This is a genomic window from Paraburkholderia sp. GAS448, assembly GCF_050435685.1.
In the GTDB taxonomy this organism is placed as follows: Bacteria; Pseudomonadota; Gammaproteobacteria; order Burkholderiales; family Burkholderiaceae; genus Paraburkholderia.
Genome location: NZ_JBNDKT010000031.1, coordinates 13777 through 33257 on the forward strand (window position 1 = coordinate 13777; position 19481 = coordinate 33257).

Here is a 19481-nt window from a genome sequence, read left to right on the forward strand (position 1 = left end):
GCGATCACGCGCCAGCGATGCGGGTGTCGGAGATCGCGCGAACATCGATGCGGCGCGGCAGGATTGCGTCATGAAACGCGCTGTCGGCGACCTTTTGAAGGGCGACGATATCCGCATCGGCGACGAAACGCTGCTTCAGCGCCGAACGCCTCGTGATCTGCTTCGCGGCATCGATTGGCGCCCGCGTGAGAGTTGCGTAGATGTGTGCGTACGCGTCGGGATTCGCGAGCGCCCAGTCGCCAGCACGTTGCAGCCGCAACAGGACGTCGGCAATGGCGAGGCGCTTGTTCCCGTCTGCCACCGCCGCGCCGGATGCAGTGATGAATCCCAGCCCGCTGTTGATGCCGGTACCGTCGCGCAGAATGCGTGCCCCGCGCTGTATCGCGATGCCATAGTACGGATCGAAGGTGGCCCATACTTCTATGGAGCCTGATGCAAACGCGGCGAAAGCGTCTACCGGAAGGATGAAGCGGACCGTGACGTCGTCCTTCGACAACCCCGCTTCCGCGAGCGCGCCGTAAAGCTGAAACTGCGAAATGCTTCCGCGTGCGGACGATACGAACACGGTGCGCCCCTTCAACCCGGCGACGCTGCGGATGGTCGAGTTCGGCCCGACGAGGATGCCGAGCTGCGCACCCGACCCGACTCGCGTCGCAACGATTCTCAGCGACGGGTCGCCTGCCGCCGCAGCGAGAACAGGCAGATCGCCGGCCGGTGCCAGATCGACGGCTCCTGCGCGTTGCGCTTCGAACAGCGGTGCAGCCCCCTGGAAGTTGGCCCAGCGAAACGCATATGGCGCCCCGTCGAGCACCTTCGCGGCCTCGGCCAGGGCGCGCGTGCCACCGGCCTGATCGCCGAGCACGAGCGTAACCGAGCCGAGATCGTCCGCATAAGCCTCTGGTATATGCAGTGCGCCTAGCGCAGCGGCAACAGGTGCTGCCGCAAAGAGACCGAGCGCGCGTCGTCTTGCCAGAAATGAAGTTGGAGCAGATGAAGCCATATGTCCTCGCTTGCGATATGAACGCAAGCGTAGCGACGAAGCGCACACCTGAGAATTATTCTATTTGTATATGTTTATATCGACTCAACATTTATGTTTTGCATCTTCCGCGCGATCCATGAGAGGGGGACTCGCTTGCATGAGAGACCGCGTCGCAGATCTGAACAACGAGTTTTCCGGTACATTAATCACAAAGGCGGCTCGTGCCGCCGCGACCGCAACCCGGAACCCTATGGCAACGCATACTCCCTACTCACCATCCGCGCCGAGCCGCGCGCAAGTCGCCGCGCTTGCCGGCGCAACAGTCCTCGAATTCGGCACCGACTGGTGCGGCTATTGTCAGGGTGCCCAGGCATTGATTGGACAGGCCTTCGGGCAGCATCCCGAGGTTCGTCACCTCAAGATCGAAGACGGGCCCGGACGGCTCCTTGGCCGTTCATTCAAGGTCAAGCTGTGGCCCACGCTGATCTTCCTGCGCGACGGCAGCGAAGTCGCAAGGGTGGTACGGCCGTCGAACGTCGGCGCCATCCATGAAGGGTTCGCTGCGCTGGCTTGATGCGCCATGCCGCCTGCTGGATGCGTTTGCGTTCCAGACGCCGACGCGGCGAAAATTCAGCAAGGTCTGCACCGTATGTCCGCGGCGAAGAGGCTATGCTACCGGTGTCATGAAATCCAGCACCGAACGCGATTATCGTCGACGGATCGCCCTTGTTATCGAGGCGATTCTCACCGATCCAGCTGCGCCGCACACGCTGGATAGCCTCGCTTCGATTGCGCATCTGTCGCCGTACCATTTTCATCGCATCTATCGCGCCCTGACTGGCGAAAGCGTCGTTGAAACCGTTCAGCGCCTGCGGCTGGCACAGGCCGCACATCGTCTGACCGAAGCAACCGACACGGTAACCACGATTGCCCATCACGTCGGTTACGAAAGTCCACAAGCCTTCGCGAGAGCCTTTCGCGGCTTCGCCGGTGTCAGCCCGAGCGCCTTCCAGACGCGGCAACGAAATCTGGCCGCCTCACACACCCAGGCAGAAAAATCGACGACGCGCGATGAGAAGACGGCCGGCACAGGTTTGCCGGTCGTCGAACTGACCGATCTGCCGTCCATCGATGTTCTTTGTCTTCGCCACCATGGGCCGAACAGCACCATCGGGCAGACGTTCCGGACACTTCTACAAATACTGCGCTGCGACGGCGCTTCCGCGAAGGATCAACGGATGATCGGCATCTGCTCGGGCGATCCCGAGGAGAGCGGCAGTTTCTCTTACCTCGCCGGAATCGTGCCGGCAACGCCGACTGAACCGTTTGGCTCAATCGAGCCTGTGCGAGTCGAGGGGGGTCTCTATGCCACCCACCGACTCGTCGGCCCGTATGCGCTCATCGCGCCAACCTTTCAAGCCCTGTTCGGAGGCTGGTTGCCTCAGAGCGGCTACGAGCCAGACGACCGCCCCGCCCTGGAGTTCTATCGGAACCCGCCGCGGTCCGGTCTACGACACAGGTGCGTGACAGATCTCATGATTCCCATCCGGACGGAATGACCATGCTTCGTCGTTGCGTTGCCGTCGTCGCGTTCATTGCGGCGTTTTCGACTTGTGCTGCCGCGCCCGCAGTCGCAGCGGACATTGCGCCCCCGTATCACGTCGGGGAGACCGTACGTCTGTTTCACCCCAACGTCGCCCGCAACTGGCGCGGCGCTCAGACGGAGGGGCTCCTGACAACAATCTGGTATCCAGTCGATGCCGATCTGCCCGAGGCGCCGCATGATATCGGTGCGCCCGGCGCCCCGATTTTCCGCGGACATCCCTACGTCAATAAAGCGCCGCTGTCACCCGTACATCAAAAATATCCGCTGCTCCTGCTGTCGCACGGTACCGGCGGCAGCGCGGACAGCCTCGACTGGCTGGCGTCCGCACTAGCCGCACAGGGCTATGTCGTGGCAGGCGTCAACCATCCTGGCAATAACGCGCTGGAACCGTTGACGCGCGAAGGCTTCATCCTTTGGTGGGAACGCGCCACAGACGTCAGCGAAGTGCTCGACGCCCTCCTCGCCGATCCGACGCTGGGTCCCCGTATCGATACGGACCGGGTGGGAGCCGTGGGTTTCTCGCTTGGCGGCTATACGGTTCTGGAACTGGCCGGTGCGCGAACCAATTTCCCGGCCTTCGAAAACTTCTGCCGCTCGCCCGCTGCCGACGCTATCTGCCGTCCGCCCGAAATGGACCGTCTCAAGGACAAGTCAGATGCGCCGGGCGCGCTCTCGCCGGAAGCGACGGCGTCCGTCGCGCGTGCCGGTGCTTCGTATCGCGATGCACGCATAAAGGCCGTCTTCGCTATCGCTCCGGCTCTGGGCGAAGCATTCGACAACACCTCTTTCACCGAAGTGAACATCCCAGTGTCGCTGGTTGCCGGCGCAGCCGATGTGATCGCGCCGGTTGAAACGAACATCCGGCGCATAGGCGGGTTCCTGCCCAAGGCAAACGTGGCCCTGGTGCCGGGAGCGGCCCACGACACGTTCCTCGATACTTGCCTGCCGGCCGCGGTGGATCACCTCGCGAACCTCTGCAAGGACAATCCCGGCGTCGACCGCGACGCGGTCCATACACAGTCGATCGAACGAGTCCTGGACTTTTTCGCCAGGACGTTGCCTTCAAAAACGCTGTAGCCCGGCGAGATGGCGTGAATGCGGCCGGACCAGCAGGTCACTTGACGACTCATAACCGGCGAGCTATGATTCAATCAATAGCTCATTGGTTATGGATTTGTCATGCAAACCGGGTTCGATAACCTGTTCACCGCGCTCTCCGATCCGACCCGCCGCGGGATTTTCGAACAGTTGGCGCGCGATGGCGAACAGACGGTGTGGGCGTTGACGGATCGAGCCGGCATTTCGCAACCTGCCGTTTCGAAGCACCTCGGCATCCTGAAACAGGCGGGCCTGGTGCGCCACCGGCGTGCCGGCCGCGAGACCCACTACAGCGCGGAGCCGAAAGGTCTGGCGCCGCTGGTCGACTGGATGGGACTGTACGGCGCCTTCTGGAACAAGCGCTTCGATCAACTCGAATCCCTCCTGAACCGAATGGATCAATAGGTATCCTGCTGAAAGGAGTTCGCCCATGCTGAGCGTGAATGGCTACGACAAAAAATATGTGAACGGTACGACCCGGCGAAGTCCGTCCTGAACTATAAGGTCGGCGACACGGTCGGTCTGGGTGCGGACGATTTCACCCAACTCTCCCAAGCGTTTTTCGACGAAATCGAAAGCAGATATCTTTAACCTCCCTTACGTTAAGTTGACCCATGACCGCGAATCCTGCCGACACGCGCTCGCTTGTCGTTGAACGTCAGATATCCCACTCACCTGAAAAAGTCTGGCGTGCCCTGACTCAGAGCCACCTGATCGAAGACTGGTTGATGCCGAACAATTTTCAGCCTGTCGTCGGCCACAAGTTCAATCTTCGCGCCGACCCGATGCCGCACTGGAACGGCGTAACCGATTGCGAAGTCCTCGCTATCGAACCCGGAAGACTTCTCTCGTACAGCTGGAACTCGTCAGGCGAAGAGGCCGGTCGATTGACCACCGTCGTTACCTTCACGCTGACATCCACGAACGGCGGTACGCATCTTCGAATGGAGCAGTCTGGTTTCAGGTCCGACAACGAGCAGAACTATCAGGGCGCCCGCTATGGCTGGCAGAAATTCCTTGGTGAACTGGATCGCGTGGTGGCCGGGTTGTAAAGCGCTTGTGAGCGCCTGGCGCATTGTTGGCTAGCGTCTTGGTTTCGCCCGGATCCGGAATATATCGAGGGCGGTGACGTGCTCGTCGTCGAGATCAGGGATGTTCAGCGCCCTGGCTTCGAGCGAGGTCTCGCGATAGGTATCGAACGCTGCCCCCGCGAGCGCGAACGCCGCGTCGAGATCCGCCGCCCTGGCACCGCCGAACGTTCGCTCGATGGCCGCGCCTGTGGCCGCGTTGGTTGCCCGGATCGTGCCGTTCGAACCGCGCAAGACCTCCGTGGCTGATCGCGTGCAGCGTGACTGCGCTTACTTCCCCCAGCGCAGCGCGAGCGGATCAAGTCGGCGCGCGACCTTGAGCAGGCCTTCGCGGACGGCCGGATGCATCGGTGCGAGCGGATGGCGCACAGTATCCGACGCGATGACACCGCCCTCTTTCATCAGCACCTTGCACGCTGCAAGACCGCACTGACGGTTTTCGTAGTTGATGAGCGGCAGCCATTGCTGATACAGTGCGGCGGCCTGCTCCGTGTCGCCGCCCGCGTAGGCGTCGACGATCTTGCGGATGCCGTCGGGATATCCGCCGCCCGTCATCGCGCCGGTGGCGCCAGCGTCGAAATCCGGGATCAACGTAATGGCCTCTTCACCGTCCCACGGGCCAACGATCGCCTCGCCGCCGAGTTCGATCAGTTCGCGCAGCTTCGATGCGGCCTGCGCCGTCTCGATCTTGAAGTACGACACGTTCTTCACGTCCTTCGCCAGTTGCGCGAGGAACGGTGCGGATAGCGGCGTGCCTGCAACCGGCGCATCCTGAATCATGATCGGGATGTCGATGGCGTCCGACACCCGGCTGTAGAACTCGCGGATGCCGCGCTCCGACACGCGAATGGTGGCGCCGTGATAAGGCGGCATGATCATCACCATCGCGGCCCCCGCGTCCTGCGCGGCGCGGCTTCGTTCGGCGCAGATATGCGTGCTGAAGTGCGTCGTCGTGACAATCACCGGCACGCGGCCGGCGACATGATCGAGGACGGTCTTTTGCACTGCGGTGCGCTCGTCGTCGGTGAGCGCGAACTGCTCGGAGAAATTCGCGAGAATGCAGATGCCGTCGGAACCCGCGTCGATCATGAAATCGATCGCGCGCTTCTGGCCTTCCAGATCGAGACGGCCCTGGTCGTCGAAGATGGTGGGCGCGACGGGAAATACGCCGCGATAGACTTTTTGCGTCATGGCAAGGTGTCTCCTTTGTTCGGATCGCATCGACTATATAGTCGTCCGCGTTCCAACGCATAATGAAACCTTTCCATGCCGTGATCGCTTTTGCGACTTACCCTTCAAAGACAGGTCCTGACGCAACATCGTGCAGGGATCGGCCGGCGGCGAGTGACGGCTGGATTCGCGGGGCGGCCTCGCTCTTCCAGCTTCGCTAACGTGCTGCACTCAGCGGTTCACATCGACGACGAGCCGCCCCCTGACAGCACCCTTGAGCAGATCGCTTGCCGCGGATATCGCGTCGGCAAGCCCGATTTCTCGCGTCATCTCATCGAGGCGTCGCGTGTCGAGATCTTTCGCCAGGCGTCGCCAGGCTTCCTTGCGCTCCGCAATGGGACGCGTGACGCTGTTGATGCCCAGCAGACTGACGCCGCGCAGGATAAACGGCGCGACGGTTGCCGGAAGGTCCATGCCTTGCGCAAGGCCGCAAGCCGCGACTGCACCGTCGGCGCGAATGCCTGCGCAGACATTCGCCAGTGTGTGGCTGCCTACGGAATCGATCGCGGCGGCCCACCGCTCCTTTTGCAGCGGACGGCCAGGTTCGGCAAGCGTGCTGCGATCGATGATGTCAGCCGCGCCCAGGCGCTTCAGATAGTCCGCCTCCTGCGGTCGTCCCGTCGACGCGACGACCCGATAGCCAAGCGCGGCAAGCAATGCAATGGCAAAGCTGCCCACACCGCCGTTGGCGCCGGTGACGAGCACGTCGCCATGTTCCGGCTTGAGGCCGTGACGCTCCAGCGCAAGGATGCTCAGCATGGCGGTATAGCCGGCCGTGCCGATGGCCATCGTCTGCTTCAGCGAGAGACCGTCGGGCAACGGGATGAGCCAGTCGCCCCGAACCCGCGCCTTCTGGGCGAGGCCGCCCCAATGCTGTTCGCCGACGCCCCAGCCGTTCAGTACAACCGGATCTCCCGCTGCGAAGCCGGGGTGCGTGCTCGCTTCGACGGTGCCGGCGAAATCGATGCCGGGCACCATCGGAAAACTACGGACCACCGGCCCCTTGCCGGTAATGGCGAGACCGTCCTTGTAGTTGAGCGTGCTGTACGCGACGCTCACGAGTACCTCGCCGGGCGGCAGTTGCGACTCGCTGAGTGCGGCGATTCTGGCGCTATAAGCGTCGTTGTCCTTTTCGACAAAAATGGCATTGAACATGATGGATCCCATTTCGACAGGTTTGAGAGGAAGGGCAGCTTTGCGGATCGGCCACTGACAAGATCAGCGCGGCAGACCCGCGATGAAGCCTTCAAAAAAGATCTCCAGCGGCACAGCGTTCCTGACCAGACGTGCGCGCAGCACCGCACCCTCCCAGCCGATCCAGAAGAACGCCGCAAGGGCGTCGCAGTCTGCTCGCCCGGCTAGTTCGCCGTGACGCTGCGCCGCGCGCAGACAGTCAGCCACCCGATCCTGCCAGCCCTGCAGGATGCCGGCGAGCTGTTCGCGGTATCCGGCCGGGAGTGCGCCAATCTCCTGCCCAAGATTGCCGACCAGGCAGCCGCGGGCGAACGCGTGCCGCGCCATGCCCGCCTTGGCGTCTTCGACGAAGGCCCGCAGGCGCTCGAGTGCGGCGCAGCTATCGTCGAGCAACCAACGATCCAGCTTCGCGCAGAAATACGCGTCGTACGCGCATATCACTTCGCGGCCGAATGCGTCCTTGTTTTCGAAGTAGTGGTAGAACGAGCCCTTTGGCACGTTCACCCGCTTGAGCATTGCGTCGAGGCCTGTGGCCGTGAAGCCCTGTTCGGTCAGCAGTTCCATGCCGGACCGGATGAGCGCGCCGCGCGCGTCCCCATAGTCGCGAGATGGACCTGGCGGGCGGCCGCGGCGAGGTTTGGCTGTTGGCGTTTCCATACGATCGATATTAGACCGATCGTCTATAGAACTCAATGAATCTTGCTCGCAGACCTCAGCATTTTGCACGGCGTGGAGGTGAAGCTTTGCGATGCCGTCTGCAATCGCCCGATAAGCGGTAACGCTGCGATCGACTCACGTGGGCCTAACGAATGTCCGCGACGTCCAGATCCAACAACGCGGAACTCAACGATTTGCCGTGCGCGTCGAGGGCAAGTGAACGCGTGACGCCACCACCCAGCGCCTGCCCAAGTACAAAATTGAATGCTGCGAGATTGGGCAACTCATAGCGCACGACGTCGCCGCGCACGACGTCGCTCAAATGGGCTTTCACACGCTCTGCAGTCAGTTCCTGGCGCAGATGCTCGTAATGACCCGCGTCGCGGCAGATGACCGATACGTTCAGTGTGTTGCCCTTGTCACCGGTTCGCGAGTGAGCGAGTTCCCGTAGTTTCATTTCACGCCTCCACAAACTCGAATGCAGGTTTGACGTCCGTCCGTGGCAGCAGGACTGACTGGACGGCGAGCACTTCGCGGGTCGATTTCGTCACGCCGCCACCACCAGCGGGTCCGTTGGTGTAGAGCGTCTCGACCTCGTTACCGATCAGCATGGCCTGCTCCACCGACGCAGTGCGGCCAACCACGCGCGCGCGAACCTCATAAGGCTCACCGCCGCGCCTTCCGGCCGTTTCGCCATACAGCGCATTCACGCCGATCAGATCGAAGCGCAGTTCGCTCGTCCTGACGCCCGTGAACTGGAGTCTCTCCCGCACGACATCGAGCGCAAGTCGCGCGCGAGCGAGCGCCCCAGGGCCACCATAAGAGATTTGCCCCTCGCCGATGTACCCATCGACATACGCCACCGAAACCTTCAGCGTTTCCGTGCGCGGCGTGCCGCGGCCTCCCGTCACGCGGACCCGGTCGGGTGCGTCCTCCTGCACGCGGACCTGGGTGAAATCGGCGACGACATCGGGTTGCAGATATCGAGCCGGATCATGAATCTCATAGATCAGCTGCTCCTTGCACGTCGCCTCGGTGACACGCCCGCCCGCATCCGGCACTTTCGTCACGACGACCGAACCATCCGCGCCAACCTCTCCCACTGGAAAGCCGAGGCGGGCGAGGTTCGGGACATCCTTGAAGCCTGGGTCGGCGAAATAACCACCCGACACCTGCCCCGCGCACTCGAGCAGATGTCCGACCACGGTCGCCTGGCCGAGCGTGTTCCAGTCGCTCATGTCCCAGCCGAATTCATGGATCAGCGGCGCCGTGAAAAGCGACGGGTCCGCCACCCGGCCAGTCAATACGATGTCGGCGCCGGCGGCAAGCGCGTCGACAATCGGTGCCGCGCCCAGGTAAGCGTTTGCCGAGACGATGCGGTCGTCAAACGACGCGACGCTTTCGCCCGATTCTTCGAAGTGGAAATTACCCCGCCGCACGACGTCGAGAACGTCGTCGCCCGTGACGGCGGCGATCTTCAGGCCATCGAGTCCTGACGCAAGCGCGATCTCCGCGGTCTTGCGCGCGGCCGCGCGGGGATTCGCCGCGCCCATGTTCGAGATGATGCGCACGTCATTGCGCACGGCAATGGGCAGCACCGCCCTCATGCGCGCTTCGAGCAGCGGGTCGTAGCCGAGTTCAGGATGCTTGCGTCGCGCCTGCTGCGCCATCGCGATCGTCCGCTCGGCGAGACATTCGAACACGAGATAGTCGAGCGCGCCGTGCTCCGCCAGTTCCACCGCCGGCTCGATCCGGTCGCCGGAATATCCCGCGCCGGCGCCAATGCGCACACGGCGTTCGTCTTGAGTTGCAGTCATACGGATACCGCCCATCGAACAGGATTCATACAGCGAAAACGCCCAGCACGACGCACGCGATCGTCATCACGATCGATGCGCCGAACAGGAGCGGAAACGTGAATTTCTGGTGGTCGGCAAGCTCGATGCCGCACAGCCCGACCACGAGAAAAGTCGCCGGCGTGAGCGGACTCACCGGAAAGCCCGTGGTCATCTGGCCCAGCAGCGCGGCCTGGCCGACATGCACCGCCGGCACGCCGAGTTGCCCAGCCACTTCCGCGACGACTGGCAGCACGCCGAAGTAAAACGAGTCGGGATCGAACAGCATGCTGAGCGGCATCGAAATGAGGCCGAGCGCGACCGGAATATGGCTGGCCATGGCGGGCGGCACGAAGCCGACGGCCGCATGCGCCATCGCCTTGAGCATGCCGCTGCCCTGCATGACGCCCGTGAAGACGCCCGCTGCGAGAAGGATGCCGGCCATCATCAGTGCGGCGCGTGCATGCGCGTCGATCCGCTTGCGCTGCATATCCACGTTCGGGTAGTTCACCATCAACGCGACGCACAAACCCACCATGAACATGATTGCCGGTGGAATCTTCTCGCCCATCACGACCATCGTGCCAAGCACGATCAACGTCAGGACGATGTTGAACCAGAAGTTCTTCGGGCGGCGCAGCGCCTGTTCTTCAGGTGTGAGTTCGCGTTTCGGCATCGGCACCGAACCGTCCGCCCCGGAGTATCCGAGACGCTTCTCTTCGCGGCGGCCGAGCCAGAACGCCATGCCGAATACGAAGACGAGGCCCACGATCTGCACTGGAATCAGCGGATTGAAGAGCGCCGAGATCGGCAGATGAAGCGACGCCGACGCGCGGATCATCGGCCCGGTCCACGGCAGGAAGTTGATCCCCGCCGCCATCGATACCGCGGCGGCGAGAACGCGTCGATCCATTTTCAGACGGTCATAGAGCGGCAGCATGGCGGGGATCGTCACCAGAAAACACACGGCGCCCGAGCCGTCCAGATGAATCAGCAGCGCGAGCAGCGTCGTTCCCATCACGATGCGCGTCGGCTTTGTACCGACTGCCCGCAGTATCCGGTCGATGATCGGATCCAGTGTGCCCGCGTCGGCAATCGTCCCGAAGTACAGGATCGCGAACACGAACATGCCGACGACCGGCGCGAGACTCTTCAGACCGTCGATCACGAACCTGCTTGTCTGCAGCCCGAAGCCGCCGATCAGCGAAGCCGCGATCGGCACGATGATGAGCGCGACCAGCGGCGACATACGTTTCGAAAGGATCGCCCCGAGCAGGACGGTGATGGTGGCTAGCCCGAGTAACGGCAGCATATGCTTGTCTCCAGACTTGTCTTTTAGTGTGATCCAGCGTAATTTCAGTCATTCGATAAAGCAATTGAAATGATTTGATTGCAATAATCAAAAAACGTAATGGATCTCAATCTTCGCGATATTCGTGCCTTCATCGCCGTGGCGCAGACGGGCAACTTCACGCGAGCGGCAACGCGCCTGCACCTGTCCCAGCCCGCGTTGACCGTGCAGATTCGCCGGCTGGAGGAGACGGTCGGCGTGCGGCTCTTCGACCGCAATAGCCGCAACGTCGCGTTGACGCCCGCCGGCCGGGAACTGCTGCCGGTCCTGCAGAAGTCGCTGCACGACATGGAGCACGTGTTGATCGACGCGCGGGCGCTCGGCGAGGGTTCGAGCGGCATGGTGAGAATCGCCTGTCTGCCGACGTTCGCTGCCAGCGTGCTGCCCGACCTGATTCTCGATCTGAAGAAGGACGTCCCGCACGCTGGCTTCTATATCCGCGACGTGGTGGCGAGCATGGTGAATACGCTGGTGCGCAACGAAGATGTCGATATCGGGCTGACAGGGGGCGACCTGTCGGACGCTGCGTTTGAAATCCTGCATTCCGGCGTGGATCGTCTCGTTGTGGTGTGCCCGAAGGAACACCCCCTTGCGCGACGGCGGCGTGTCAGATTGAAGGATCTGGTCAGCATGCCGCTGGTGCTGACGGCGCAGGGAACGAGCGTCAGGGCTGTGGTCGACGCCGCGCTCGCGAGCGCAAGTTACATGCCCGAGATCACCTGCGAGCCGACCTACATGATGACTGCCGTGGCGATGGTGCGCGGGGGCCTGGGCGTGACCATTCTTCCGGACACGGCGCGCGAGGTTCTGGCGGAGCCGGGGCTGGTTGCCCGGCCAATCGACGATGCAGCCTTTGTCCGGCCGATCGCGCTGATCAAAAAGCGTGGACGCACCCTGCCTCCCGTGACAGAGAAGTTCGTGGCGGCCATGCTGAACAGAATCGGTCACGCTGCATAGGTTCAATAGCACCGCAATAGAGTCTTCGCACCCGACCTTGACGACTGGAGACACAATGACAATCGAGCTGACCATCCTCGCCTGGACCCTGGTTCTTGTCCTCGTTCAGGTGCTTGTTCCAGCCATGCTTCGCAATCGCGAGTGTGGCCTCGCCTATAACGCGAGTCCACGCGACGAACCAGGGGCACCGGTGGGAAAAGTCACGGGACGGCTCATGCGCGCGCAAAGCAACCTCTTCGAAACCCTGCCGGTTTTCGCCGCCGCGATCCTGATCGCCCACGTGGCAGACCGCGAAGGTGCGCTGACGCATTGGGGCGCGTGGCTCTATCTGATCGCGCGTGTCGTTTATGTGCCGCTCTATGCCGCGGGCGTTTCGTATATCCGCTCGCTGGTCTGGCTCGTGTCGCTTGGCGGTATCCTGCTTGTACTGATCCCGATCATCTGAACTTTTCCTGACGCTGAGGAGTGGCAAATCATGACCGACCTGTCGACGACCATCGAAATCGAAACTGCGCCGGCCCCAAAGTTCGCCGTTATCCTCATGCATGGCCTCGGCGCCGACGCCAACGACTTCGTGCCGCTCGTCCCCGAACTGCATTTATCCGATGCACCCGCCGTACGCTTCGTGTTTCCCAATGCGCCGGAGATTGCCGTTACCGCGAACAACGGCTACGTGATGCGCGCGTGGTACGACATCCGGTCGTTCCAGGGCATCAACCGCGAGGTCGACGAGGCGGGTATTGCAGCATCCTGCGTGACCGTGCGCCGCTTGATCGAAGCGCAGAATCAGCGCGGCATTCCCACTTCGAACATCTTTCTCGCGGGTTTCTCGCAAGGCGCGGCGTTGACCTATTCAGCGGGGCTGACGCACCCCGATGCGCTTGCCGGGCTGATCGTGATGTCCGGTTATGTGCCGTCGCAGCGCTTTATCGAGAGCCAGTTGAGTGCGGCGAACCGACAGGCGCCGGTCTTTGCCGCACACGGCAGATTCGACGACGTATTGCCGATCCAGTTGGGGGAAGCCGCGCGCGACTTTGCAATCGCCCAGGGTTGCAAGGTTGAATGGAGCGCGTATCCGATGCCGCACTCGGTGTGCGAGGATGAGATCGACGCGCTGCGTACGTGGCTAGGTGCGCGGCTCGTGGCTTCCTCCTGACGTGTTCGGCGACGCATCGTAAGTGCTAGTTGCCTCGCGTCTTACGACGCGAATCGAGACCGGCCGAAGACACGCCATCGACCAGAATAAAAATGATCCGCGCGGTCTTCGTTGAACGGTTGCTCCATGCCTGATTCGTTCCGCGCTGAATGACGGCGTCCTCCGGTTGCAGACATACCTCTTATTCGCCCTGCTTGCCGGCATGAAATTTTCGTGATAATTTTTCATGAACTTTTCGACTGATTTTTTCACCCGGGTACACCATGTTCCATCAGTCGGCTCAACACGTCGCGAGCTACTACGCCGGCACCTATGCGGCCCCCATTCCGCTTCGCCCAACGCTGGAAGAGCGCCTCGACACCGACGTGCTGATCATCGGCGCCGGCTTCAGCGGCTTGCAAACCGCGCTGCGGCTGGCGTCGGCCGGCAGGCGCGTTACCGTGCTCGAAGCCAGCCGTGTCGCCTGGGCGGCATCTGGCCGCAACGGCGGGCAGGCGTTGCCTGGCTGGTCCTGCGACATGCAACCGCTGGAGAACGCGCTGGGCCTTGCGGGGGCGCACCAGCTATGGGACAGCATGCGCTGGGCCGCCCGTGAGATACGTGAACTGCCGGAACGGCACGGCTTCGATATCGACTACCGCGCCGGCAGTCTATGGACCGCCGTCAAGCCACGCCGCGTCGGCCTGTTGCAGCAAGCCCTCGAGGAAGCGACAGAGAAATGGGGCTATGACCGGTTGCGCTTCATCCCCCGTGCGGAGATGCCGGAGTGGATTGCGAGCGAGCGCTACTGCGCGGCGCTGTACGATCCTGAAGCGGGGCATCTCAATCCATTGAAGCTGGCTCAAGGGCTGGCAGCCGCCATCGAGCAGGCCGGCGGGCGCATCTTCGAGCAAAGCCGCGTACTGGAATACCGCGAAACACCCGCCGGCTACGTGGCGCGCACCGACCGCGGCGAGGTGCGCGCGGATGTCCTCGTCCTTGCCTGCAATTCCTATATCGACCGGCTCGACCGCGAACTGTCGAAGCGCCTGCTGCCGGTCGGCACCTATCAGGTCGCGACGGCGCCACTGGAACCGGACCTGGCCCGCTCGTTGTTGCCTCGCAATAGTTGCGTCATCGACAATCAGTTTGTGCCCGACTACTTCCGCCTGAGCCCGGACCACCGGCTGCTGTTCGGCGGTGGCTGCACATACCTGGGCGGCATTCCAAAGGACATCGCGGCAGCCACCCGGCCCCACCTCGAACGGGCGTTCCCGCAGCTTCGCGGCGTGAAGCTCGAATTTGCCTGGGGTGGGCATATCGACATCAGTATCCGGCGCACGCCCGATATCGGTCGCAAAAATCAGCGCTACTGGTTGCAGGGCTTTTCAGGTCATGGCGTGCTGCCGACACTGGCGGGTGCGCGTGCCGTCGCTGACGCCATCCTGGGTGACGACCGCCTGCTGGCTCTATACCAGCGCATCCGCAATGCAGGCTTTCCCGGCGGCGAACTCCTGGCGGCGCCGCTGGAGGCCATCGGCAAGGCCTGGTACCGTCTGCGTGACACAGTCTGAGTGGGGACGCTGCAATGAATGAGCAGGAAGAGATTGAAGGTCTGGCGATCCTGATCCGCGATCTGCGCAAGCACAAGAAAGTCACCTTGCGCGACCTGGCGGACAGGATCGGTCGCTCGGTGGGTTTCCTCTCCCAGGTCGAGCGCGGTCTTTCGCGTCCCACCGTGGCCGACCTGACCGCCATCGGCGAGGCTCTGGGCACGCCCACCACCTATTTCTACAGCCTGAGCAAGCCGCGCACGCTGCCCTGGGTCACACGTCCCGGCGAACGCCGCACGGTGTACTACGCCGCTGGAATTACCGACGTGCTGGTGTCGCCGAACATGTCCGCACGCTTTTCCATTCTCGAAAGCCATCTCGCCCCCGGCGCCAGCAGCGGCGACAGGCCCGTGAACGATAGCGACGAACAGGGCGGCTTCGTCCTCGAAGGCGAACTCACCGTCTGGCTGGCGGAGAACGAAGAGCCAGTCACCCTCGGCCCCAACGACGCCTTCCAGCTGCCCGCGCATACCCGGTTTCGCTACGCCAATCTTTCCGACCAGCTCACGCGGGTAATCTGGGTATTCACCTGAGATCGGGGACTCAGTCGCAATTCGCCGAGCGGGCCGACGTTGCGTTGACGGAAATCTGGTCTACTTATTTTCAGCATTTGTCGCACGAGAAGGACGAGAACATGGCTTCCCCTACCCCGGACCTGATCAACGAAGTGCGTACGTTCCGTACGGCTCACCCCGAGGTCCGCTACGTCGATCTCATCTGCCTGGATATTCCTGGCCACTTCTATGGCAAGCGATATCCCGTCGATGCCCTCGAGAAGGTCGCGGCCGGCACCCTGCTCAAGCTGCCACAAAACTGCGTGCTGCTGGGCACGCAAGGCGGGCTGTACACGATCGGCGACTACTGCTTCAAGGACGGCGATCCCGACGCGACACGCCGCCTGATCCCCGGCACGCTCAAGCCGGTGCGATGGGAAAGCCAGCCATTGGGGCAGATGCTGATCAGTTCGGACGGCACTGACGCGCCTATCGAATTCGAACCGCGTGAAGTGCTGGCCCGTGTGCTGAAACGCCTGGAACGGCGCGGCATCCGTCCGGTCGTGGCGTTCGAACTGGAGTTCTACCTGTTCGCGGCGCGGCTTGCAGACGGCCTGCCGCAGTACCCGCGCGACCGGCTCTGCGACGACCCGGACGATCAGCCCAATATGCACATCGAACGTCTGTCACGCTTTTCCAGCGTGCTGCACGAGATGGTCGAAGCGGCCCGCGAGCAGGGCGTGGATGCCACGGTGATCACAGCGGAGTTGGGGCCCGGACAGTTCGAGATCAACTTCGCCCACAACAACGACGCCTTGCGCGCCGCCGACTGGTCTGCTCTCTTCTGCCGCAGCACGCGTGGCGTGGCGCTGCAACAAGGCTATCGGGCCAGCTTCATGGGCAAGCCGTATCTGCACGCGCCGGGCAGCGGCATGCATGTGCACGTGAGCCTGTACGACGAGGCCGGCAACAATCTGCTGGCGGCCGACAATCAACGTCCGCTGCGTCAGGCCGTGGCCGGGTGCCTTGCGCTGCTGCCGCATTGCATGCCTGTCTTCGCACCCAACCATAACGCCTTCCGGCGCTACGGCACGATGGTGAATGCGGCCAGCCGCGCCAGCTGGGGTTTCGAAGACCGCGACGCGTGTATCCGCATCCCAGAGTCGGATGCCCGCAACCTGCGCATCGAGCATCGGCTGGCGAGCGCCGACGCCAACCCTTATCTCGTCCTCGCCGCGATCCTCACCGGCATGGAACACGGTCTGGACGCGGCGCTCGAACCCATCGCGCCGCTCAACGAAGATCGCGGGAGTGGCATCGACTTCCCGAAAGACATGCTCGCCGCCGTCGCCGCGATGCAGAACGATCCGGTCGTACGTGAAGGAATGGGTGACGAGTTCGTCATGGTCTACTGTGAAAACAAGCGTCAGGAGCAGCAGGACTTCATGAACGAAATCAGTACGCGCGAGTACCGCTGGTTCCTGTGAACAGGCCTTCGCCCGCATGACATGACAGGCGTAACCGAAACATTCACCATCCCGGCAGGAAGGGCGGCGGCGCACGAGCGACGCGCTTCCTGAACCATCGTCAAAGGAACCCCAATTGACTCTCCGCCATGGTGTGAACTGGCAGCGTGCGCAGGCGCTGCTCGAACGCGAACGCATCGCTTTTGCGAATGCAATGCCAGAATCACGCGCCCTCTCGGCTCAGGCGAAACGCCATCTGCTGTTCGGCGTCCCCCTGCACTGGATGAACGACTGGTCGACGCCCTTCTCGCTGTTTGTCGCGAGCGCGCACGGCGCACGCTTTACCGATGTCGACGGCCATGAATATGCGGACTTCTGCCTCGGCGATACCGGCGCCATGTTCGGCCATTCGCCGGCCCCCGTCGCGCGTGCGCTCGCCGCCCAGGCAGAGCGTGGCTTCACGACGATGCTTCCGGGCGAGGATGCCGTGTGGGTCAGCGAAGAACTCGCGCGCCGTTTCCGGCTTCCCTTCTGGCAGTTCGCCATGACCGCGAGCGATGCGAACCGCTTTGCACTCCGCTGGGCGCGGGCGGCAACCGGCCGCAAGCAGATTGTCGTGTTCAACGGCTGCTATCACGGCACGGTGGACGACGTGTTCGTCGATCTCGTGAACGGACGCTCCGCGCAACGCGACAGTCTGATCGGGCAGGTGCACGATCTGCTCGAATACACGCGCGTCGTCGAGTTCAACGATCTCGCCGCGCTGGAGGACGCGCTGAAGGATGGCGAAGTCGCGTGCGTGCTGGCGGAACCGGCCATGACGAACATCGGCATGGTGCTGCCCGACCCCAGCTACTGGCGCGAGGCGGCCGCACTGATACGTCGCCACGGCACCCTGCTGGCCATTGACGAAACACATACCATCAGTAGCGGTCCGGGTGGCTACTCGGTCGCGCACGGCATCGAGCCCGACCTGTTCGTGCTCGGCAAGCCGGTCGGCGGCGGCGTGCCGTGTGCGGTGTACGGCTTTAGCGCGGCGCTCGCCCAAGCCGCCGAGAGAGCGAAGCTTCAGGCGCCGCCCGGGCACTCCGGTGTCGGCACGACGTTGACCGCGAACATGCTGGCGATGCGCGCGATCCGCGCGACACTCGAGGAGGTCATGACCGATGCGGCCTATGAGCACATGTTCGCACTCGCGGCGCGACTCGCGACAGGCCTCGAAGAGGCAATCGTCCGTCACGGACTGCCGTGGTGTGTCACGCGCATCGGCGCGCGCACCGAATTCCAGTTCGCCTCGACGCCACCGCGTAACGGCACAGCCGCCGGCCGGCAACTGGATGGCGAACTCGAGCACATCGTTCACCTGTATATGCTCAATCGGGGCGTGCTGATCACGCCGTTTCACAACATGATGCTGGTGTGCCCGGAAACGTCGGAAGCGGACGTCGACCGTCTGATCGCCACCTTCGACGCCTGCCTTGCGGAACTCGTCTGAATCGTTGAGCGCGGTTCGCGCCGCGCCCCTGTTGAACGGACGACGCCAGACGCTATCAGGTTCAATGCTCAGGCGGCGCCCCGCAGTATCCGGCGCGCGATGCTCCACCGATGCACTTCCGAAGGGCCGTCGTAGATTCGAAACGCGCGCATATCGGCAAAAATTCTCGCGACTACCGTTTCGTGCGTCACACCTTGCCCGCCCAGCACCTGAACCGATCGATCAACCGTTCGCCACAACGCCTCGGACGACACGACCTTTGCCACGCTCGACTCGTGTTTGCCCAGCGCGCCCTGGTCCAGAACCCACGCGCAGTGCCAGATGGCGAGACGGGTGATGTGCAGATCCATCTCGTTGTCGGCGAGCATGAAGCCTACGCCCTCATGTTCGCCGAGCTTTTTACCGAAAGCCTCCCGCTCACGCGCGTATGCCGACGCAACATCGTGCGCGCGCCGTGCGGCGCCTAACCAGCGCATGCAATGCGTCAGCCGCGCCGGGGACAGACGCACCTGCGCATACCTGAAGCCTTCGCCGGGCGCACCGAGCACGTCCGACGCCGGAACGCGCAGCCCGTCGAAACGCACCACACCGTGGCCGCCGGGAAAGCACGTATCGAGCGACCCCATCGATCGTTCGATCACGATACCGGCGCTCTTCATATCCGCGAGAAACATGGTGGCGGGTCCATCGGCGAGCTTCGCCATGATGATGGCCAACGACGCGCCTTCGGCGCCCGTGATGAACCACTTGCCGCCCGTGATCACATACTCGTCGCCCTCTTTCGTCGCCACGGTCTGAAGCATGCCGGGATCGGAACCCGATCCCGGCGCGGGTTCGGTCATGCAAAAGCAGGAGCGTATCTGCCCGGCAGCCAGCGGGCGCAGCCAACGCTCTTTCTGATCTGGTGACGCCACTGCTTCGAGAAGATGCATATTCCCTTCGTCGGGCGCCGCGATGTTCAGCGCGACAGGGCCCAACGGCGAATAGCCCGCTTCCTCGAAGAAAATCGCTTTCGCAACGTGCCCGAGACCCAATCCGCCAAATTCTCTCGAAACATGGCTGGACAACAATCCGGCTGCGCGCGCCATGCCGATCAGTTCCGCGCGAAGCGCCTCGTCCGGTCCGTGCGCAGTACACCGTGGATCGTTCTCGAACGGAATGACGGCATCCTTGATGAACGTGCGTACGCGGCCCTGCAGTTCGATCAACTCTGGGGAAAGTGTGAAGTCCATGATCAGTCCTGGTCGGTGGATCAAACGTTGGATCCTGCATTCAAGCAT

The 19481-nt window shown here is 62.8% G+C and carries 21 protein-coding genes; 12 read left to right on the top strand and 9 right to left on the bottom strand.

Going from position 1 to position 19481, the window contains the following annotated elements:
- Positions 1-4: 4 nt before the first annotated feature.
- The gene (locus tag P3T23_RS36035; protein ID WP_429320834.1) at positions 5-1000 is read right to left on the bottom strand and encodes an ABC transporter substrate-binding protein; all 996 of its coding nucleotides are present in this window, start codon (positions 998-1000) and stop codon (positions 5-7) included.
- A gap of 232 nt (positions 1001-1232) precedes the next feature.
- On the opposite strand from P3T23_RS36035, the gene P3T23_RS36040 reads away from it, so the two are divergent.
- The 5 genes from P3T23_RS36040 (at position 1233) to P3T23_RS36060 (ending at position 4738) form a co-directional block, all read left to right on the top strand.
- Positions 1233-1556, top strand: coding sequence for a thioredoxin family protein (locus P3T23_RS36040; protein WP_429320835.1), 324 nt, complete (start codon positions 1233-1235; stop codon positions 1554-1556).
- Positions 1557-1665: 109 nt separating this feature from the next.
- Complete coding sequence (locus P3T23_RS36045; protein ID WP_429320912.1) at positions 1666-2541, top strand: AraC family transcriptional regulator; 876 nt, start codon at positions 1666-1668, stop codon at positions 2539-2541.
- Between the two features lie 2 nt (positions 2542-2543).
- Entirely contained in the window at positions 2544-3665 is a 1122-nt protein-coding gene (locus P3T23_RS36050) for an alpha/beta hydrolase family protein (RefSeq protein WP_429320836.1), read from the top strand.
- Between the two features lie 102 nt (positions 3666-3767).
- Positions 3768-4091 carry an ArsR/SmtB family transcription factor gene (locus P3T23_RS36055; RefSeq protein WP_429320837.1) on the top strand — a complete coding sequence of 108 codons (324 nt, stop codon included), beginning with the start codon at positions 3768-3770 and terminating at the stop codon, positions 4089-4091.
- Between the two features lie 209 nt (positions 4092-4300).
- The gene (locus P3T23_RS36060; protein ID WP_429320838.1) at positions 4301-4738 is read left to right on the top strand and encodes an SRPBCC family protein; all 438 of its coding nucleotides are present in this window, start codon (positions 4301-4303) and stop codon (positions 4736-4738) included.
- Positions 4739-4768: 30 nt separating this feature from the next.
- Here the strand turns inward: P3T23_RS36060 and P3T23_RS36065 are convergent, their stop codons facing one another.
- The 7 genes from P3T23_RS36065 to P3T23_RS36095 form a co-directional block, all read right to left on the bottom strand.
- Positions 4769-5008 (bottom strand): hypothetical protein, encoded by a 240-nt coding sequence (locus P3T23_RS36065; RefSeq protein ID WP_429320839.1) that lies wholly within the window; start codon positions 5006-5008, stop codon positions 4769-4771.
- 36 nt (positions 5009-5044) lie between these two features.
- On the bottom strand, positions 5045-5965 hold the full coding sequence (locus tag P3T23_RS36070) for a dihydrodipicolinate synthase family protein (RefSeq protein ID WP_429320840.1): 921 nt from the start codon (positions 5963-5965) through the stop codon (positions 5045-5047).
- Positions 5966-6175: 210 nt separating this feature from the next.
- Entirely contained in the window at positions 6176-7159 is a 984-nt protein-coding gene (locus tag P3T23_RS36075; protein WP_429320841.1) for an MDR family oxidoreductase, read from the bottom strand.
- Positions 7160-7222: 63 nt separating this feature from the next.
- Positions 7223-7855, bottom strand: a complete 633-nt coding sequence (locus tag P3T23_RS36080) for a TetR/AcrR family transcriptional regulator (RefSeq protein WP_429320842.1) — start codon at positions 7853-7855, stop codon at positions 7223-7225.
- Positions 7856-8000: 145 nt separating this feature from the next.
- Positions 8001-8312, bottom strand: coding sequence for an AtuA-related protein (locus P3T23_RS36085; protein ID WP_429320843.1), 312 nt, complete (start codon positions 8310-8312; stop codon positions 8001-8003).
- A gap of 1 nt (position 8313) precedes the next feature.
- Positions 8314-9672, bottom strand: coding sequence for an acyclic terpene utilization AtuA family protein (locus P3T23_RS36090; protein ID WP_429320844.1), 1359 nt, complete (start codon positions 9670-9672; stop codon positions 8314-8316).
- A gap of 25 nt (positions 9673-9697) precedes the next feature.
- Complete coding sequence (locus P3T23_RS36095) at positions 9698-11002, bottom strand: CitMHS family transporter (RefSeq protein ID WP_429320845.1); 1305 nt, start codon at positions 11000-11002, stop codon at positions 9698-9700.
- A gap of 99 nt (positions 11003-11101) precedes the next feature.
- On the opposite strand from P3T23_RS36095, the gene P3T23_RS36100 reads away from it, so the two are divergent.
- From P3T23_RS36100 to P3T23_RS36130, 7 genes are all read left to right on the top strand, one after another.
- A complete protein-coding gene (locus P3T23_RS36100; RefSeq protein WP_429320846.1) occupies positions 11102-11998 on the top strand; it encodes a LysR family transcriptional regulator in 897 nt (298 codons plus the stop codon).
- 55 nt (positions 11999-12053) lie between these two features.
- The gene (locus P3T23_RS36105) at positions 12054-12443 is read left to right on the top strand and encodes an MAPEG family protein (RefSeq protein WP_429320847.1); all 390 of its coding nucleotides are present in this window, start codon (positions 12054-12056) and stop codon (positions 12441-12443) included.
- A 30-nt stretch (positions 12444-12473) separates the two neighbouring features.
- Positions 12474-13154, top strand: coding sequence for an alpha/beta hydrolase (locus P3T23_RS36110; protein WP_429320848.1), 681 nt, complete (start codon positions 12474-12476; stop codon positions 13152-13154).
- A 263-nt stretch (positions 13155-13417) separates the two neighbouring features.
- Positions 13418-14707 carry an NAD(P)/FAD-dependent oxidoreductase gene (locus tag P3T23_RS36115; protein ID WP_429320849.1) on the top strand — a complete coding sequence of 430 codons (1290 nt, stop codon included), beginning with the start codon at positions 13418-13420 and terminating at the stop codon, positions 14705-14707.
- A gap of 14 nt (positions 14708-14721) precedes the next feature.
- The gene (locus tag P3T23_RS36120; RefSeq protein ID WP_429320850.1) at positions 14722-15279 is read left to right on the top strand and encodes a helix-turn-helix domain-containing protein; all 558 of its coding nucleotides are present in this window, start codon (positions 14722-14724) and stop codon (positions 15277-15279) included.
- A 101-nt stretch (positions 15280-15380) separates the two neighbouring features.
- The gene (locus tag P3T23_RS36125) at positions 15381-16727 is read left to right on the top strand and encodes a glutamine synthetase family protein (RefSeq protein WP_429320851.1); all 1347 of its coding nucleotides are present in this window, start codon (positions 15381-15383) and stop codon (positions 16725-16727) included.
- Positions 16728-16842: 115 nt separating this feature from the next.
- Positions 16843-18201, top strand: coding sequence for an aspartate aminotransferase family protein (locus P3T23_RS36130; protein ID WP_429320852.1), 1359 nt, complete (start codon positions 16843-16845; stop codon positions 18199-18201).
- A gap of 68 nt (positions 18202-18269) precedes the next feature.
- Here the strand turns inward: P3T23_RS36130 and P3T23_RS36135 are convergent, their stop codons facing one another.
- Complete coding sequence (locus tag P3T23_RS36135; protein ID WP_429320853.1) at positions 18270-19433, bottom strand: acyl-CoA dehydrogenase family protein; 1164 nt, start codon at positions 19431-19433, stop codon at positions 18270-18272.
- Between the last annotated feature and the right edge of the window lie 48 nt (positions 19434-19481).

What these genes read in the sequence shown, in the direction of transcription:
- P3T23_RS36040 (WP_429320835.1), top strand. Translation starts at nt 1,233, where the DNA reads ATGGCAACGCATACTCCCTACTCACCATCCGCGCCGAGCCGCGCGCAA.
- P3T23_RS36050 (WP_429320836.1), top strand. Translation starts at nt 2,544, where the DNA reads ATGCTTCGTCGTTGCGTTGCCGTCGTCGCGTTCATTGCGGCGTTTTCG.
- P3T23_RS36110 (WP_429320848.1), top strand. Translation starts at nt 12,474, where the DNA reads ATGACCGACCTGTCGACGACCATCGAAATCGAAACTGCGCCGGCCCCA.
- P3T23_RS36080 (WP_429320842.1), bottom strand. Translation starts at nt 7,855, where the DNA reads ATGGAAACGCCAACAGCCAAACCTCGCCGCGGCCGCCCGCCAGGTCCA.
- P3T23_RS36085 (WP_429320843.1), bottom strand. Translation starts at nt 8,312, where the DNA reads ATGAAACTACGGGAACTCGCTCACTCGCGAACCGGTGACAAGGGCAAC.
- P3T23_RS36070 (WP_429320840.1), bottom strand. Translation starts at nt 5,965, where the DNA reads ATGACGCAAAAAGTCTATCGCGGCGTATTTCCCGTCGCGCCCACCATC.
- P3T23_RS36055 (WP_429320837.1), top strand. Translation starts at nt 3,768, where the DNA reads ATGCAAACCGGGTTCGATAACCTGTTCACCGCGCTCTCCGATCCGACC.
- P3T23_RS36115 (WP_429320849.1), top strand. Translation starts at nt 13,418, where the DNA reads ATGTTCCATCAGTCGGCTCAACACGTCGCGAGCTACTACGCCGGCACC.
- P3T23_RS36075 (WP_429320841.1), bottom strand. Translation starts at nt 7,159, where the DNA reads ATGTTCAATGCCATTTTTGTCGAAAAGGACAACGACGCTTATAGCGCC.
- P3T23_RS36045 (WP_429320912.1), top strand. Translation starts at nt 1,666, where the DNA reads ATGAAATCCAGCACCGAACGCGATTATCGTCGACGGATCGCCCTTGTT.
- P3T23_RS36100 (WP_429320846.1), top strand. Translation starts at nt 11,102, where the DNA reads ATGGATCTCAATCTTCGCGATATTCGTGCCTTCATCGCCGTGGCGCAG.
- P3T23_RS36035 (WP_429320834.1), bottom strand. Translation starts at nt 1,000, where the DNA reads ATGGCTTCATCTGCTCCAACTTCATTTCTGGCAAGACGACGCGCGCTC.
- P3T23_RS36135 (WP_429320853.1), bottom strand. Translation starts at nt 19,433, where the DNA reads ATGGACTTCACACTTTCCCCAGAGTTGATCGAACTGCAGGGCCGCGTA.
- P3T23_RS36090 (WP_429320844.1), bottom strand. Translation starts at nt 9,672, where the DNA reads ATGACTGCAACTCAAGACGAACGCCGTGTGCGCATTGGCGCCGGCGCG.
- P3T23_RS36125 (WP_429320851.1), top strand. Translation starts at nt 15,381, where the DNA reads ATGGCTTCCCCTACCCCGGACCTGATCAACGAAGTGCGTACGTTCCGT.
- P3T23_RS36120 (WP_429320850.1), top strand. Translation starts at nt 14,722, where the DNA reads ATGAATGAGCAGGAAGAGATTGAAGGTCTGGCGATCCTGATCCGCGAT.
- P3T23_RS36095 (WP_429320845.1), bottom strand. Translation starts at nt 11,002, where the DNA reads ATGCTGCCGTTACTCGGGCTAGCCACCATCACCGTCCTGCTCGGGGCG.
- P3T23_RS36060 (WP_429320838.1), top strand. Translation starts at nt 4,301, where the DNA reads ATGACCGCGAATCCTGCCGACACGCGCTCGCTTGTCGTTGAACGTCAG.
- P3T23_RS36105 (WP_429320847.1), top strand. Translation starts at nt 12,054, where the DNA reads ATGACAATCGAGCTGACCATCCTCGCCTGGACCCTGGTTCTTGTCCTC.